Annotated in this window: 13 protein-coding genes; 6 read left to right on the forward strand and 7 right to left on the reverse strand. The window is 31.4% G+C overall.

What is annotated here, in order from left to right; genetic code table 11:
* Nucleotides 1-82 precede the first annotated feature (82 nt).
* Both CLV91_RS10925 and CLV91_RS10930 read left to right on the forward strand, forming a co-directional pair.
* On the forward strand, nucleotides 83-2,710 hold the full coding sequence (locus tag CLV91_RS10925; protein ID WP_121067785.1) for a T9SS type A sorting domain-containing protein: 2,628 nt from the start codon (nucleotides 83-85) through the stop codon (nucleotides 2,708-2,710).
* Nucleotides 2,711-2,714: 4 nt separating this feature from the next.
* Complete coding sequence (locus tag CLV91_RS10930; protein ID WP_121067788.1) at nucleotides 2,715-3,425, forward strand: hypothetical protein; 711 nt, start codon at nucleotides 2,715-2,717, stop codon at nucleotides 3,423-3,425.
* Nucleotides 3,426-3,488: 63 nt separating this feature from the next.
* Here CLV91_RS10930 and CLV91_RS10935 read toward each other — a convergent pair whose 3' ends face one another.
* Nucleotides 3,489-5,288 carry a glycoside hydrolase family 15 protein gene (locus tag CLV91_RS10935; protein WP_121067791.1) on the reverse strand — a complete coding sequence of 600 codons (1,800 nt, stop codon included), beginning with the start codon at nucleotides 5,286-5,288 and terminating at the stop codon, nucleotides 3,489-3,491.
* Between the two features lie 80 nt (nucleotides 5,289-5,368).
* Here CLV91_RS10935 and CLV91_RS10940 point away from each other — a divergent pair, with 80 nt between their 5' ends.
* Together CLV91_RS10940 and CLV91_RS10945 are read left to right on the forward strand one after the other, a co-directional pair.
* On the forward strand, nucleotides 5,369-7,576 hold the full coding sequence (locus tag CLV91_RS10940) for a bifunctional alpha,alpha-trehalose-phosphate synthase (UDP-forming)/trehalose-phosphatase (RefSeq protein ID WP_121067792.1): 2,208 nt from the start codon (nucleotides 5,369-5,371) through the stop codon (nucleotides 7,574-7,576).
* A 72-nt stretch (nucleotides 7,577-7,648) separates the two neighbouring features.
* Nucleotides 7,649-8,821, forward strand: a complete 1,173-nt coding sequence (locus CLV91_RS10945) for an MFS transporter (protein WP_121067795.1) — start codon at nucleotides 7,649-7,651, stop codon at nucleotides 8,819-8,821.
* On the opposite strand, the gene CLV91_RS10950 is transcribed toward CLV91_RS10945, so the two are convergent.
* Genes CLV91_RS10950 through CLV91_RS10975 form a run of 6 tightly spaced genes read right to left on the reverse strand, consistent with a single transcriptional unit; the run spans nucleotide 8,818 to nucleotide 12,377 of the window.
* The gene (locus CLV91_RS10950; RefSeq protein WP_121067798.1) at nucleotides 8,818-9,282 is read right to left on the reverse strand and encodes a SecDF P1 head subdomain-containing protein; all 465 of its coding nucleotides are present in this window, start codon (nucleotides 9,280-9,282) and stop codon (nucleotides 8,818-8,820) included. The two genes, CLV91_RS10945 and CLV91_RS10950, sit on opposite strands and share 4 nt — an antisense overlap.
* Nucleotides 9,283-9,294: 12 nt before the next feature.
* Nucleotides 9,295-10,275 (reverse strand): SPFH domain-containing protein, encoded by a 981-nt coding sequence (locus CLV91_RS10955; RefSeq protein WP_121067801.1) that lies wholly within the window; start codon nucleotides 10,273-10,275, stop codon nucleotides 9,295-9,297.
* A 22-nt stretch (nucleotides 10,276-10,297) separates the two neighbouring features.
* Nucleotides 10,298-10,795, reverse strand: a complete 498-nt coding sequence (locus CLV91_RS16950) for a YcxB family protein (RefSeq protein WP_121067803.1) — start codon at nucleotides 10,793-10,795, stop codon at nucleotides 10,298-10,300.
* A 20-nt stretch (nucleotides 10,796-10,815) separates the two neighbouring features.
* Nucleotides 10,816-11,379: a hypothetical protein gene (locus tag CLV91_RS10965; RefSeq protein ID WP_121067805.1), complete on the reverse strand. Its 564-nt coding sequence runs from the start codon at nucleotides 11,377-11,379 to the stop codon at nucleotides 10,816-10,818.
* 6 nt (nucleotides 11,380-11,385) lie between these two features.
* Entirely contained in the window at nucleotides 11,386-12,165 is a 780-nt protein-coding gene (locus CLV91_RS10970; protein ID WP_121067808.1) for a hypothetical protein, read from the reverse strand.
* Nucleotides 12,166-12,167: 2 nt separating this feature from the next.
* Nucleotides 12,168-12,377, reverse strand: a complete 210-nt coding sequence (locus CLV91_RS10975) for a hypothetical protein (protein WP_121067811.1) — start codon at nucleotides 12,375-12,377, stop codon at nucleotides 12,168-12,170.
* Nucleotides 12,378-12,774: 397 nt separating this feature from the next.
* On the opposite strand from CLV91_RS10975, the gene CLV91_RS10980 reads away from it, so the two are divergent.
* On the forward strand, nucleotides 12,775-14,424 hold the full coding sequence (locus CLV91_RS10980; protein ID WP_121067814.1) for a M1 family metallopeptidase: 1,650 nt from the start codon (nucleotides 12,775-12,777) through the stop codon (nucleotides 14,422-14,424).
* 99 nt (nucleotides 14,425-14,523) lie between these two features.
* A complete protein-coding gene (locus CLV91_RS10985) occupies nucleotides 14,524-15,678 on the forward strand; it encodes a tyrosine-type recombinase/integrase (protein WP_121067817.1) in 1,155 nt (384 codons plus the stop codon).
* Nucleotides 15,679-15,807: the final 129 nt, after the last annotated feature.

Consider the following 15,807-nt stretch of genomic DNA (forward strand, 5'->3'; position numbering starts at 1 on the left):
ACTATTTGATGCCTAAAACAAATAATATGGCATCTTATTTAAGTATACATTAAAATATTTTTGCGTTATAAAATTTTATAATATGAAGATAATTTTAAAATTAATTGCTTTTTTTCTATGCTATTCTGCTTTTTCAAAAGATATCTATGTAGCAAAAGATGGCAATGACTCCAATTCTGGTACAATTGATTTTCCGTATTTAACAATTTCAAAAGCAGCAAATGAAGCAGTTGCAGGTGATAATGTATTTATAAGAGAAGGTACATATGAAGAAACCTTATTACCTGCTAATTCTGGAGAAAATGGGAATCCTATCACTTTTCAGGCATACCAAAATGAAAAAGTTATTATTACAGCTATGCAAGCCCTAAGTAATTGGGTAGAAGAAGGAACTGGCATATATAAAACAACCGTTACTTGGGATTTAAAGCAACGAAACTTTGTGATGAACGGTACAGATGCTCTTGATTTAGCACGTTGGCCAAATAATACTGATGGAGATAGGTTTACACTAAACTCCCTAAGAAATGATGGAGGTAGTCAAGATGAAGTATCTACAAATGCTTTTTTAACGGATAGTGAAATACCAAATTGGGATTGGTCTAATGGAGGTTCTCTAGTTTTTTATGGCGATAGACCCGGCTCTGGATGGACTACTTGGAGAGCCTGGATAAAAAGTAGTACAACAGGCAGAATAAATTTTGATTCCGTTAAAAATCAAACCTGGATTATTTCTGCCCACCCTCCTGGTGATTTAGGAGATTATTATTTAGAGGGAATTAAAGAAGCATTAGACTATGAAAATGAATGGTATTTTGATACCGCTACAAAAGAATTATTTATTAAACTCCCAAATGGGGCCGCTCCAGCAGATGGAGAAGTTAAAATGGCACGAAGAGAAAGAACAATAGACCTATCAAACAAAAATTATATTACAATAAATAATTTAGCCGTTTTTGGAGGTACCGTAGAAATTTCTGGAAATGGAAATAGACTAAATGGTATTTCTAGCTTTTATGGAAGTATGACAAGAGGTATAAACCCAAACTTTAATTCTGGAGTAAATGCAATTAATATAGGTTGGAATGCTGAAAACACTACAGTAGAAAAATGTGAAGTTGGTTTTGGAGATGGCACAGGTATTTGGGATTCTGGACAAGCTACAACTATTAAAAATTGCTATGTGCATAATTTTGATTTTTTAGGATCTTATGATGCTCCTTTAATGGTAAGAGGGCAAAACAACGCCAAAGTTTTAAATAATACTGTTACAAGGGGCGGCAGAGATGCATTACAAATAATATCTAAAGGCTCTGAAGTTGCTTGGAATGATATTTCGTACAGTAATTTAATTGCAGATGATTGCGCTTTATTATACACTATTGGCGAAAATTTAGATATGGATATTCATCACAATTGGTTTCATGATGCAGAAGGCCGAGGCAATTTAAAAAAAGCAGCAGGAATATATTTAGATAATAGTGCTGGGGATGTTCGTGTATCTAGAAATGTGGTTTGGAATGTAGAATGGACAGCCATTCAAATAAATTGGAATGGAACAAACATAGACATTTTTAATAACACCTTAGTTAAAGCAGATGGTGGTACAATGGGTGCTTGGCACAAAGAAGGTACCCAATTCACCAATGTAAAAGTATGGAATAATGTTACCGACAAACATGCTGTTAATAACCAAGGAAACCAAGAAACAGAAGCTACCTGGGAACCACAATCAGACAAGCAAAACAACTTAGTAAGCAATACTATTTTTAAAGATTTTGAAAACAATGATTTTTTGTTAAAAGAAAATTCAGAAGCAATAGATTTTGGTAGAGAAATTGTTGGCTATACAGAAAATTTTAACGGCGCTAGTCCAGATGCCGGAGCATACGAATTTGGTGAAGCTACTTGGAAGCCTGGAGTAGATTGGAATATAAATGCAGGACCTACAAATAAATGCTATGGCTTACCTGGAGAAGGTTGTGTTAGAAACACTATAAAGCAAGATAATTTTAGAGTTTTAGTCACCGGAGAAAGTTGTAGTAAAAACAATGATGGTAGTATAGAAATAACAGCTACCAAAACTCTAAACTACAAAGCAACTATTACAGGAAGTACTTCTAATAGTAAAGACTTTACAAAAACTGCTACTTTTAATAATTTAAAAGCAGGAGATTACGAAGTTTGTATCACAATAGACTCTAATCCAGATTTTGAACAATGTTTTAAACTTATTGTAGAAGAACCAGATGCCTTTGAATTTAGTGCAAAAGTTTCATCAAATAGTAAACAGGTAAACCTAACTCTTAAAGGAGGTGATATTTTTAGAATTAATTTAAATGATGAACTAACCGTAACAGATAAGAATAACATTACTCTAAACCTTAAAAAAGGAGAAAACAATTTAGTTATTAAAACGGATAAAGACTGTCAAGGAATTCAGGAACAAAAGATTTTTATTAGGGAAGATAACTTTACTATATATCCAAATCCTATAGAAAGTTTATTAAATATTGATACTAATGTTGCATCTAAAAATATTGAAATTTTTATTTACAACCTTTCTGGAAAACTAGTTTACACCAATTCTTTTATAAAAGATACTTCTACGCCAATTACTATAGATATATCTAATATGCCAAGAGGAATGTATTTAGCAAAATATAAGTATAACGGGGAGAGCAAAACAATAAGCTTAATTAAAAAATAAGAATATGAAAAAATCACTTAACATATATATAGCATTGTTTATCTCTATACTATCTATTAATTGTGGAGGAAGTAAAGATGATGATAGCGAACCAAAACCCACACCAAAAATACCAGAAGCTTCTACCTTAGTATTTCCTTTAAAGAATGAAATATGTACTACTGGAGAATTTATATCGGATACCGAAAGTGAAGTAGAATTTGAATGGAATACATCAAAAAACACTAATTCTTATGAACTTATTTTAAAAGATTTAAATACAAATAATGAAACAAAAAATGCGTCTAATACCACAAAATTAAAAATTAGATTAAAGCAAAATACTCCTTATTCTTGGAAAATTATTTCTAAGTCTAATGAAACTACAGAAACTGCTATTAGTGAAGAATGGCAATTATACAATGCTTCGGAAGGGGTGAAAAACTATGCACCTTTTCCTGCAAATTTAATCCTTCCAGATAACGAAAGCACTATACCAAACACAGGTACAAACCTAGAATGGCAAGGATTAGACGTCGATGGTTTAGATGATATAGAAATGTATACTATCTTTTTAGAAACAGAAAATCCGCCAACAACTATATTAAATACTACAAATGCTTTAGAAATGGCTACTGGAAGTTTAACTACAGGAACCTATTATTGGAGCGTATCTACTAAAGATAAATCTGGTAATACAACTACTTCACAAATAAATAGTTTTATAGTAAATTAAATAAAAAGAGGTTCTTTATATCTAAAAAAGAACCTCTTATAAAAATTTATAATTTTATAACTATTAGCTTAATTTCTCTAAAATCTTTTGCTCATCATTCTTTTTAGAAAATAATATAGCACATTCTATCATTGCTAAATGTGAGTATGCTTGTGGGAAATTTCCAAGTAACCTTTTGGTTTTAAAATCTATATCTTCACTAAACAAACCAAGGTGATTACTATAACCGAGCAGTTTCTCAAATAAAGCTAAAGCTTTTTCTTCCTCCCCTATTTTGAATAAACTATTTATAAACCAGAATGTACAAATAGTGAAAGAAGAAGATGGCAATCCAAAATCATCTTCATTTTTATATCTATATAATAAACCATCATTACTAAGCTCCTTTTCTATAGCTTTTACAGTACTCACAAACTTAGGGTCTTTTGCCTCTATAAAACCATAAGACTCCATGAGTAAAACACTGGCATCTAAATCTTTAGACCCATAAGATTGCACAAAAGATTCTACCTCAGAATTCCATGCATTTGCATGAATATCCTCTCTAATTTCTTTCTCTAATAATTTCCAAGTTTCAATTTTATGTGTTTTACCTAAAATATCTGCAGTCTTTATTGCTCTGTCTATAGCTACCCAACAAAGAACTTTAGAGAAGGTAAAATGCCTATCTTCTGCTCTAAACTCCCAAATACCTTTATCTGCTTCTTTCCAGTGTTTATTTACTATCCAAACTATTCCTTTTGTAATTCCCCAGAGTTCTTCTCCATTATCTATATCGGTTCCAAATTTTACTAATTGGGCATGAATAACATCCATTAATATACCATAAATATCATTCTGGGTTTGTTTATAAGCTGCATTACCAATACGTACAGGCTTAGAACCTTTATAGCCATCTAAATGATCTAAAGTCTCTTCAGTAAGCTTCTTTTGTTTGTTAATACCATACATAATTTGAAGATTCTCATCTTTATCTGGCATTAAATCTATAATAAACTGTAAATATCTTTTTGCAGAATTCTTATGCCCCAATTCCGATACTACTTTTATTACCATAGAAGCATCTCTTATCCAACAAAAACGATAATCCCAGTTACGCACTTCTCCTATTGTTTCTGGTAAAGAGGTAGTTACAGCTGCTAAAACTGCTCCAGTTTTATCGTAGGTTAACATTTTTAATGTCATTGCACTACGTATTATCTGCGCATTAAATTTACTATAGGTAGGTGTGCGGTCTACCCAGTTTAACCAGTATATTTTTGTACGTTCTAATTCTAGATAAACTTTATGTAAATCTGGAACAAAAAGTTTTTCATTATAAGAAATTAAAAAATAACCATCTCTTTGTAGTAAAATTTCCTCGCCATTTAACACTGCATTTTTATCAAATGAAGTATACATAAACATAGTATCAAACTGTTCTTGGTTGGTAAGACTTACAATAAAATCGTCCTTTACATAGGAATTAGTAATCCCTTTTGCGTATTCTAATTTAGGGTCATACTTTACAGAAAAATGTGGCCTTCCAAATTTATGTTTTATATATCTAATTACCTCAGGAGGAGCATGATACTCCTCTTTATTTTTATAATACCTTGGCATAAAATCATGCACTTCAAAAGCATCATCCCCATTACTATACGTGGTAATTAAAATACACGTTTGTGGTTCATAACTTTGCGAGATAGAAAAGGTTTCATCTACTAATATTTCAAAACTTCCGCCTTTTTTCTCATCTAAAATTTTAGCAAAAACAGAAGAAGAATCAAACTCAGGTAAACAGCACCAATCTAAAGATCCTGTGTTAGAAATGATAGCCGCGCTTCTACAATTTCCAATTATTCCGTAATTTAAGTTGTCCATATATTGATATTAAAGTAAGTTTGATAATATTATATCGTAATTGTAAGAAAAATAGTATAATTTAATTTAAAAAACAATCCATGGGTAAAACTATAATAATTTCTAATAGACTGCCAGTACAATTGCAAATTTCTGAAGGAGGAATTGTAGCAACCCCAAGTGTTGGAGGTCTTGCAACTGGAATGAAATCTATACATAATAGCGGGGAAAGCCTATGGATTGGTTGGTCTGGCCTTACAGATGAAGAAACTCCAGAAGAATTAAACGATGCTATAAATATTGCTTTAGAAAAACATAATTGTTCTAAAGTTAATTTGTCGCAAGAAGAAATGGAGGGTTATTATTTTGGTTTTAGTAATAGAACTATATGGCCACTATTTCATTACTTTATGGAATATACAGAGTTTGAACTGGATTTTTGGGAGTCCTACAAATCTGTAAATCAGAAATTTGCCGATGCAATTCTAGAAAATTCTGATGAAGATGATATTATATGGGTACATGATTACCAGTTAATGTTGGTACCTCAAATGATTAAAGAAAAAAGACCTAACGCCGTAATAGGATTCTTTTTACACATACCTTTCCCTTCTTATGAGATATTTAGAACCATACCATGGCGTGAAGAACTGCTTTCTGGCTTACTAGGGGCCGATTTAATAGGCTTTCATACCTATGATTATGAAAGACATTTTTTAAGCTCTGTACGTAGATTATTAGGTCTTGAGGTTAGTTTTAATGATATTAATATAGGTAACAGAGTTGTTAAAGTAGATTCTTTCCCAATGGGAATAGATTACAAAAAATTTAGAGATGCAGCTATTGCTCATAATGCTCTTGCACCAGAGAACCGTTCTGTATTACAAAAAAGATTAGACGATCACAAAATATCTGCACCAGATACCAAGTTAATTTTATCTATAGATAGACTAGATTATAGTAAAGGTATTGCAAAGCGTATTAGCGCTTTTGAATATTTTTTAAACAAATATCCAGAATATAAAGAAAAAGTACGCTTGGTTATTTTGGCAGTTCCTTCTAGGTCTAATGTACCGCAGTACCAATTACTTAAAAAGGAAATAGATGAACTTGTGGGGCGTTTAAATGGCGAATTATCTACCGTTAATTGGACACCTATATGGTATTTTTATCGTTCCATGCCTTTTAAAAATTTAATAGATTTATATATTTCTAGTGATATTGCATGGCTAACCCCATTAAGAGACGGTATGAACCTTGTTGCTAAAGAATATATTGCTACAAGGATAGACAAAACAGGTGTTCTTATTTTAAGTGAAATGGCAGGTTCTGCTTATGAAATGAATGAGGCCTTACTTATTAACCCTAATAATTTTGAACACCAAGCAGAAACATTAAAAAAAGCTATTACAATGCCTAAAAAAGAGCAAATGGCGCGTAATATGTTCTTACAAAAAAGATTAGAACGTTATAATGTAGAAGTTTGGGCACAAGAATTTATGACGGCACTAAAAAACCAAATAGAAAACAACGAAGCATTTGTTTCTAAGAAAATTAATGATACAATTCTCTCTAAAATTACTACGAAATATAAAAATGCTACAAACAGACTTGTATTTTTAGATTATGATGGCACATTAGCAGATTTTCATAACGACCCACAACAAGCCTCACCAGACAAAGCATTATATGAGGTTTTAGATAAAATACATAACCAGAAAAACACTACCCTTTTCCTAATAAGTGGTAGAGATAAGCAAACATTTACAAAATGGTTCTTACATAAAAAATACAATATGATTGTAGAGCATGGGGTTTGGATTTCTAGAAACGGAGAAGAGTTTTCTTTATTAGAAAACGTAAAATCGGACTGGATGCATAAAATTAAACCGGTATTAGAATCTTTTGTAGACCGTACTCCAGGTTCTTTTATTGAAGAAAAAAACTATTCTCTTGCGTGGCATTATCGTAATACCGACCCAGATTTTGGAGAAAAACGTGCTACAGAACTTAATACCGTACTTACTAGTCTTACGAGCAATGATACACTAAGTGTTTTAAACGGAAATAAAGTAATGGAAGTTAAAAGTAGTAATGTAAATAAAGGAAGAGCCGCTGTGCGTATGCTTAGCGAATCTGATTTTGATTTTGTATTTGCTATGGGAGATGATTGGACCGATGAGTATATGTTTGAGGAACTTCCAGAAAGCACTATATCCGTAAAAGTAGGAAGGCAAAAAACACAAGCTAAGTACTTTATTGAAAACACAAAAAAAGTAAGAGAATTAATAGGGAAATTTGCGGAATAATTATAGATTAACGTAAGTCTCTACAAAACTTAACGACAAAGTTTTGGTTAACCTATTTTCATTGTATTTCCATTGCCAATAAAACGACATATTTTACCTTCGATAATATTTGCTCAATTTGCAGGTACATCGTTGTGGTTTGCCGGAAATGCTATAATAGAACCTTTAATACTAAAAACAGGATTAGGCACTGAAATAATGAGCTATGTTCTGTCTTCTGTACAGTTTGGGTTTATTATTGGAACTCTAGTTTTTTCCCTTTTAATGCTTGCAGACCGTTTCTCCCCTTCTAGAGTGTTTATGCTTTCTGCAGTATTAGCTGCCATTTGTAACTTTAGTTTGTTAACAGATACCATTTCGCAATGGCATTTACTTTTTGCCAGATTTGGAACAGGTTTTTTTCTTGCTGGAATTTATCCTGTAGGTATGAAAATAGCATCAGACTATTATAAGGAAGGATTAGGAAAAGCTTTGGGATATTTAGTAGGAGCTTTAGTATTTGGCACATCTTTCCCCTATCTAATGGATAGTTTTATACCGCCTGGAGATTATCACATCATTATAAAAACAACTTCTTTATTAGCTGTTTTTGGTGGTATTTTAATAGATTTTTGGGTTCCAAATGGTCCGTTTTGTAAACCAATTAGTAAATTAAAATTTAAGGAAGCAAAGGGCTTATTAAAAATAAAATCTTTTAAAAAAGCAGCTATTGGATATTTTGGTCATATGTGGGAATTATATGCTTTTTGGGCTTTTACACCTTTGGCAATTAAAACCTATAACCAAATAAATAAGCAAGCATTCCAAGTATCGCTAACTACAGGAATTATAATTGCTCTTGGAGGTATTGCGTGTATTGGTGGCGGATTTATTTCGCAACGTTTTGGGAGTTACAAAGTTGCTTTTTACTCATTAGTTGTCTCAGGCTTATTTTGTATCGTTTCTCCCCTACTATTTGAGCTCCCTGTATATTTATTTATTTTCGGGTGGGCTATTTGGGGAATGGCAGTTGTTGCAGATTCTCCACAATTTTCTAATCAAGTTACCATGGCAGTGCCAATTCATTTAAAAGCTACTGCATTAACTATTACAAATTGTATTGGTTTCACTGTAAGCATTTTAAGTATTCAACTACTCTCCTACTTAACTACTATATTTTCTGTAAATTACATATACGTTTTTTTAGCAATTGGTCCTGTAGTTGGAGTACTCTCCTTTATTCAAAAAGCGAAAAAGGGAAATTAATTTTTAATTATTTTAGCTTTTTGCTTTTTAATCAAATTTAGAACTGCATTGGCTTTCATAAGGTCAAAACCACTTAATGAAAACTCACCATTAGGTATCTCGCTGTTTAAATAGGCATTACTTAAGATTACATTATCTAGAACTAATGCAATTCTTTGCGCAGGAATACTAATATTATTACTAATCTGCTGTAATTTTATTGTTCCCAAATCATTTAACTGAAACCTTAATAAATAATCATCTTGGTATTGAGAAATTACAGTTTCCATTTCTTCTATTTCAGATAAATGAATCACAGCTGTACTATCTACATAAACCATTTCTTCTTTCTCTAATTCTCGAAGAGGAATACCTTCATTCTTTTCATTTACCAAGAAAAATCCAGAATAATTAGTTTGAGAAAAACTTATAAACGAGGTAAGTAAAAAAACTAAAAGAGAAAAAAAAGATATATTTTTCATAAATATTTAAACTTACATAGAGTCTAATAATTGTTGCTTTTTAGCTTGGTATTCGTCTTCGGATATTAATTCGTCTTCAAAAAGCTCTTTTAGGTCTTTTAATTTAGAACGTACATCTGACTTTTCAGATTTACTCTCACTTGGTGTTTGCATTGTTTTGCCCATTTCTACACCTGCAAACATACCCATACTAGCACCCGCCATTCCTTGGTTTTTGGCAGCATCTCTCATGGCTTTTAATTTTTGTAATTCCGCAAAATCTACTCCAGCTATGTTTGCCGATTTTACTTCTGCTTGTACATCACTTACCTCACCAATACGTTTTTCAGTTTCAGGGTCAAAAGAGGTTCCTTCAATTCTAAAATCTAACAACTCAAAACCTAAATCTTCAAAAATAGAAGTTGTCTTATTTTTTGCTTCACTAGCTATCAATTCAATATTACTATCAATCTCAGCATATGAAAATTTGGCGTTAGCTAAGTAATTAGAAATGGGTTGAGTTACTCTAGATAAAAAAACTTCTTGTAATTGATCTACAAAATAATCTAACTTACCAAAAAGGAAATTTACAAAAAACGATTTAGCGTCTGTAATTCTAATAGAATAATTTCCATAACCTCTTAATTGTACTGGAAAACCATAAACGGGATCGTTATATTTTATAGGAATACGTGTACCCCAACGAACATTTAACATATCGGCCTTTCTATAAAACCAAATACCTGTTTTATGCTCACTTTCAAAAAGGTTCATAAACTTTTTTAGGGTTGTAAAAAAAGGTTTATTCCCTGTTTTTAAATCATAAATACCTTCCTCATCAAAAACGCCTTCTACTTTTCCTTCGTAGGTAAAAATACATCCTTGTCCTGGTTCTAAAATTAATTTAGAGGCATTTTTAACTTCATCACCTTGATCAATAAATTTATAAAAAAGTTGAAATTCTCTAGGATTCTCCCATTGAATAACAGAACGCATTTGCTTTTTAATATTCATATTCTTTTATTTTAAAGACTCCTTATTCTTTTAGCTTATAATTAAGTCCTTTTTGATTTTTTATAATATCTCTAAATTCAGATTGTTTACTTCCAAGCGTTTCTTTAGGAATCATGTAAAAAGATTGCTTACTATGATAAATTAAAAACCAACCTTTAAGTTCTTTAACCTTGTGTATGCTAGACCACTTTAATTCCGTTTTAAAAGATTCTCCAGTAATTTTAATAGTATCCTCGATAAATTCAAACTCCGTTTTTTCTTGTAACATTTTATTAGAATAAAAACTACGTTTAGCTATTCTTTTTGATAAAATTAAAGGATATAAAATCATAAATACCCCGAAAGAAAAAAAGAGTGTTATAAGAAATAATTTTTCGGGCGATTTCAAAAGAGAAAAGCATCCTAACAACAATAATAGAATTCCATATCCTACTACAAAAATTCCTTTTTTTTGTGTGTAAGTATTCTGTGAAAGTAATTTTAAATACCTCCTAAAATCATATTTAATCTTTATTTTCATTGCACACTTTCAAGTATCTTCTAAAAATCAATATCGCCACCTAAATCTACTGCATCGTTTTTATAATGCTCTGTCCAATGATCTTCCCATTTTTTCATGATAGCAGAAACCTCTCTAAATCTTTGCTCGTACTCTGGATGCTCGGTATTTAAATACTCTCTAGAATAGTTAGAATAATGCATATTTAATTGCCCCCAATGTTGTAAATTTAAATCGTACTGCTCTATAATAGCAACAGCATCCATACCATGTTCTGAAGCTATGGTTTGATGGTTAATTATTTTTTGATACACATCAAAATCTGGCACTTTCACTAAAAGATCCTCTATAGAAGGTACATCCGAAGCTACATTTGCAAACTTACCAACCTTAGGATTTGTAAAAAAACCACTATACGTAGTAGCTGCAGACATATCATTAGCCATTAAGTCGCCTAATTTTCCACCCCATTCTTCGTTTGTTTTTTGCCATACTGGCAATTCAATCCCTAATACTTTACACACCTCTTCTACATCCATACCTTGTGCTATGTTTCCACATGCTGCTCCCCAATCTTCAAAAGTTACTCCGTTTATTGCTTCCATATTTAATTAATTTAATTGTATTTCTTTATGTTTTTCAAATTCTGTTTTCTTACGTTCTAAATCTGCCTTTAATCTACCAGCTGCATCGGAATTTAACTTTATTCTTTCGTTAAAATATTTTTCCCAATAGCTGTAGTATGCTTTTTCATAGTCCACCCAATGTTTATCTCCTCGTTCTGACTTTCGAAGAGCCTGTAATTCATCAACCTTTTGGTTCATGATTTCATATTCTGGCTGACAAATGATGGCTACAATATTATCTACAATGCCCCAACCAATTTTCATAAACTTGGTTTCTGGTTCTATGGTATTTACTGCATTGCAATACCCACAGGTTATGTATTGTGCTCTAAAAATGTCTTTCTTCACCTCTATCCGTGCATCACATTGGGAGCATTTCGATTTTTTATTTGCAATTTGTATCGCATGGTCATAAAACTTTTGCGAAAGTTCTCCTTCTAATTTTCTCTGGAAACTTTCTAATGCGTAGATTAATTTATGGCGTAAATCGTATCCCTTATCATTCTCATCATAATGAAAATCGCCCAAAGCTTCCATTTCCGGTTGCACCTTAGTATCCCAAACGGCACCTATTTTTTCAATCAAATCATTAATCTGCGCTTTCATGCCACTCCACGAACGCATTGCAGTTTCATATTCATAATCCGTTTCTACCAATTGTTCATGGCAGGCTTCTTTAGCATGCGCAAGAGACTCATTAAATCGTTGTTCTATTTTTTGTAAAAAAGAATCCCATCGTTGTATTAATTCTTGTTGATTAGCCATACTTATACATCTGCCTTAAAATTTTCTACATTCTCCATAAATGGTAATCTACAATAATCACATTTTGCCAAGTTAGAATTCTTAGGTCTAGGTGCTCCGCAAGAATTACACTGTATTGTACTAACTGAGGTACTTGTAGATTTCCCCCTATCGTGCAAAGCACTTTTGGAAGTTTCGGCGTTGTTAGTTATTTTTTTAAAAGGATTTCCCATTTCTAATTCTTATCACAAAAGACTATAAATTAATAGTAGAAAGACACCCTGTTTTCAGTGAATTTTAATTTCTAATCTTATAAAACCTCTCTTATAACAAAAAACAAATGAACTTTATTATGTATTATATAAATTTATCCTTGATGTTTAAAAAATATGAAATACTACCAAATGTAAGGAGTTAACATTTTTTATAGTTTAATCCATTATCTTAGAAAAGTATAATACTATAAGTGAGGGTACTAATTTTATTGGAGAGATACATTCTTTACTTTTGGATATTTGGTGTGTTGTTATTGATAATTATTTCCTTGCCATTGCAGTAATTTTTGCAAATACTGAGGAAAGTATTATTACCTTTCCAAATGGAATTTTTTAAATAAAATATTTTTGTAAAATGAAAACATATTTATACATAATAGTCTTTTTTTTAATTTTTAGCTCTTTACATTCGCAAGGTTTACTTTCTCCAAAAAATAACTTTACGGAACAAGATACGCTTAGAGGCAGCATTACCCCAGAAAGAGTTTGGTGGGATTTAAATTATTACCATCTAAATATTGAAGTGAAACCCGATGAAAAATACATTAGTGGTAGCAATTTAATTAGATATAAGGTTTTAGACCAAAAACAAGTACTTCAGGTAGATTTACAACCACCATTAAAGATTGAAAAAATAACCCAAGATGGTAAAAAATTAAAAGTAACATCTAAAGGAAATGCTCATTTTATATCACTTTATAAAAAACAGAAAAAAGGCGACTATAACGAAATTATAGTTTATTATTCCGGACACCCAAAAGAAGCCGTAAGAGCTCCTTGGGATGGTGGTTTTTCATGGAAAAAAGATACCAACGGAAAACATTTTGTAGCTACTAGTTGCCAGGGCTTAGGAGCTAGCGTATGGTGGCCAAATAAAGACCATATGTATGACGAAGTAGATAGTATGGCTATAAGTGTTACCGTTCCGAAAGGACTTGTAAACGTTTCTAATGGAAGGCTTAGGAAAATAGAAGAACACAAAAACACTAACACCTATCATTGGTTTGTAAGTAATCCTATTAACAATTATGGGGTTAATGTAAATATTGCAGATTATGTTAATTTTAGTGAAGTATTTGACGGTGAAAAAGGAAAATTAGATATGGATTATTACGTATTGCGTGATAATTTAGAAAAAGCAAAAGTACATTTTACAGATGCTCCAAAAATGATGAAAGCCTTTGAACATTGGTTTGGTCCCTACCCTTTTTATGAAGACAGTTTTAAACTAGTAGAAGTGCCTTATTTAGGAATGGAACACCAAAGTTCTGTAACCTACGGTAACAAATACAAGAAAGGTTATTTGGGTAGAGATTTATCTGGTAGTGGTTGGGGTTTAAAATTCGATTTTTTAATAATCCACGAAGCTGGTCATGAATGGTTTGCAAATAATATTACCAATAAAGATATTGCAGATATGTGGATCCATGAAGGTTTTACCTGTTATTCCGAAAACTTGTTTTTAGATTACTATCATGGAACAAAAGCTGCCGAAGAATATGTTATTGGCCTACGTAAAAACATTGCAAACGACAAACCTATAATTGGCCCGTATAATGTAAATAAAGAGGGCTCTAAAGACATGTACTATAAAGGTGCAAATATGTTGCATACGCTAAGGCAACTTGTAAATGACGATGTTTTATGGCGAGAAATTCTTCGAGGCTTAAACAAAGAGTTTTATCATGCCACAGTAACCACACAACAAATAGAAGATTACTTGTGCAAAAAAACTCAAAAGGATTTAACCCATTTCTTTGACCAATATTTACGAACTGCAAAAATACCAGAGCTAGAATATGTAATAAAAAAGAATACTTTAACCTATAGGTATACAAATGTAGTGTCTGAATTTACAATGCCTATAAAAGTACTTATTAATGGAGAAGAAAAATGGGTGAATGTATCCGAAAATTGGGAAACTACTAAGGCGGGTGAAGTTATTACTGACTTAACAATAGACCCAAATTTTTATATTACTTCAAAAGAAGTTGATGTAAATTAACAACAAAACTTATATTGTTTTATTGCTGTAAGAAAAAACTATTTTTTTTTGGTTATTCCTCTTAATTACTTATTTTTAGTTAACCATTAATACATACGCATGTCCGTTATTTACATAGAACCCTTTTTTCATAAAAAAGAAAATCAAATAGCTTTTCGTTTTAAATATAATAATGAGATAAAAGAATATATAAAGCAACTAAAAAGTCTTAGATGGAGTTCTACTAATAAAACATTTTACATAAAAAATACTCCTAATAATAAAGTATTAGTATATAATCATTTAAAAAACACTCCTTGGAAAGTAGATTATAGTGCTTTTAAGAAAAATACAGTAATTGTAAAACCTACTTTAACACCAGAAAGACTTTCCTTTTTTAATGATTTTAAAAAGTTTTTAGTAGGAAAAAGATATAGCGAAAGTACCATTGGTGTATATTCTGGTTTTGTTTATGATTTTTTAGCATTTTTAAAAAACACAAATCTTAAAGAGATAACTAACAAACATGTAGAGTTATTTATAGAAGAGGTTATAGTTACTAAGGCATATTCTATAAGTACCCATAGACAATTAATAAGTGCATTAAAGCAATTTACGTTGTTTTACCCGGAAACTGCAATGACAAATTTGGAATTAAAAAGACCTAAGAAAAGTAAAAAACTACCATCGGTACTTTCACAGGAAGAAGTTGTAGATTTATTACGCTGTACTAAAAACCTAAAACATAGAGCTATTATAGGGCTGCTCTATTCTGCTGGAATGCGTATTGGAGAGCTTACAAGTCTTAAACTAAAAAATATTCATGTAGACCGTAGGCAAATATTTATAGAAAACGGAAAAGGAAGAAAAGACCGTTATGTTGTACTTGCAGAAAGTTTTATGCCTTTGTTAAAAAATTATTTTACTACCTATAAGCCTACCACCTATTTTGTGGAAGGTACTTTAGGAAAACCTTATTCTGAGAGCAGTATTCGTAAATTTTTACAACGCTCTTGTAAAGCTGCAAGAATTAGTAAACATGTAACTCCGCATACCTTACGACATTCATACGCCACACATTTATTAGAAAACGGAATTGGTTTACGGCACATACAAGAATTACTTGGACATTCTAAACCAGAAACAACTATGGTGTATACCCATGTTGCAAAAAAGGATTTATTAGACATTAGAAGTCCTTTAGATATAATAGTAAATCAATTAACAAAAACCAATAAACGAGAACAAAATGTCCTGTTATCCCGAAATTTGTAAGGGATATACCGGAATATTGTTCTCGATATAACAAGTTACCCAACATTTTGAAAAAAATTGAAATCTAGAACAAAATATATACTTGTAATAATAGCTGCTACATCATTTGTGCTGACTATTTACAACCAC

The sequence above is a fragment of the Maribacter vaceletii genome (assembly GCF_003634105.1).
Classification (GTDB): Bacteria; Bacteroidota; Bacteroidia; order Flavobacteriales; family Flavobacteriaceae; genus Maribacter_B; species Maribacter_B vaceletii.

Bases quoted from the DNA above. Each gene is read 5' to 3' on its own strand.
- CLV91_RS10955 (WP_121067801.1), bottom strand. From the start codon at position 10,275: ATGAATATTAAAAAGCAAATGCGTTCTGTTATTCAATGGGAGAATCCT.
- CLV91_RS10935 (WP_121067791.1), bottom strand. From the start codon at position 5,288: ATGGACAACTTAAATTACGGAATAATTGGAAATTGTAGAAGCGCGGCT.
- CLV91_RS10930 (WP_121067788.1), top strand. From the start codon at position 2,715: ATGAAAAAATCACTTAACATATATATAGCATTGTTTATCTCTATACTA.
- CLV91_RS10965 (WP_121067805.1), bottom strand. From the start codon at position 11,379: ATGGAAGCAATAAACGGAGTAACTTTTGAAGATTGGGGAGCAGCATGT.
- CLV91_RS10950 (WP_121067798.1), bottom strand. From the start codon at position 9,282: ATGAAAAATATATCTTTTTTTTCTCTTTTAGTTTTTTTACTTACCTCG.
- CLV91_RS10975 (WP_121067811.1), bottom strand. From the start codon at position 12,377: ATGGGAAATCCTTTTAAAAAAATAACTAACAACGCCGAAACTTCCAAA.
- CLV91_RS10970 (WP_121067808.1), bottom strand. From the start codon at position 12,165: ATGGCTAATCAACAAGAATTAATACAACGATGGGATTCTTTTTTACAA.
- CLV91_RS16950 (WP_121067803.1), bottom strand. From the start codon at position 10,795: ATGAAAATAAAGATTAAATATGATTTTAGGAGGTATTTAAAATTACTT.
- CLV91_RS10940 (WP_121067792.1), top strand. From the start codon at position 5,369: ATGGGTAAAACTATAATAATTTCTAATAGACTGCCAGTACAATTGCAA.
- CLV91_RS10925 (WP_121067785.1), top strand. From the start codon at position 83: ATGAAGATAATTTTAAAATTAATTGCTTTTTTTCTATGCTATTCTGCT.
- CLV91_RS10980 (WP_121067814.1), top strand. From the start codon at position 12,775: ATGAAAACATATTTATACATAATAGTCTTTTTTTTAATTTTTAGCTCT.
- CLV91_RS10985 (WP_121067817.1), top strand. From the start codon at position 14,524: ATGTCCGTTATTTACATAGAACCCTTTTTTCATAAAAAAGAAAATCAA.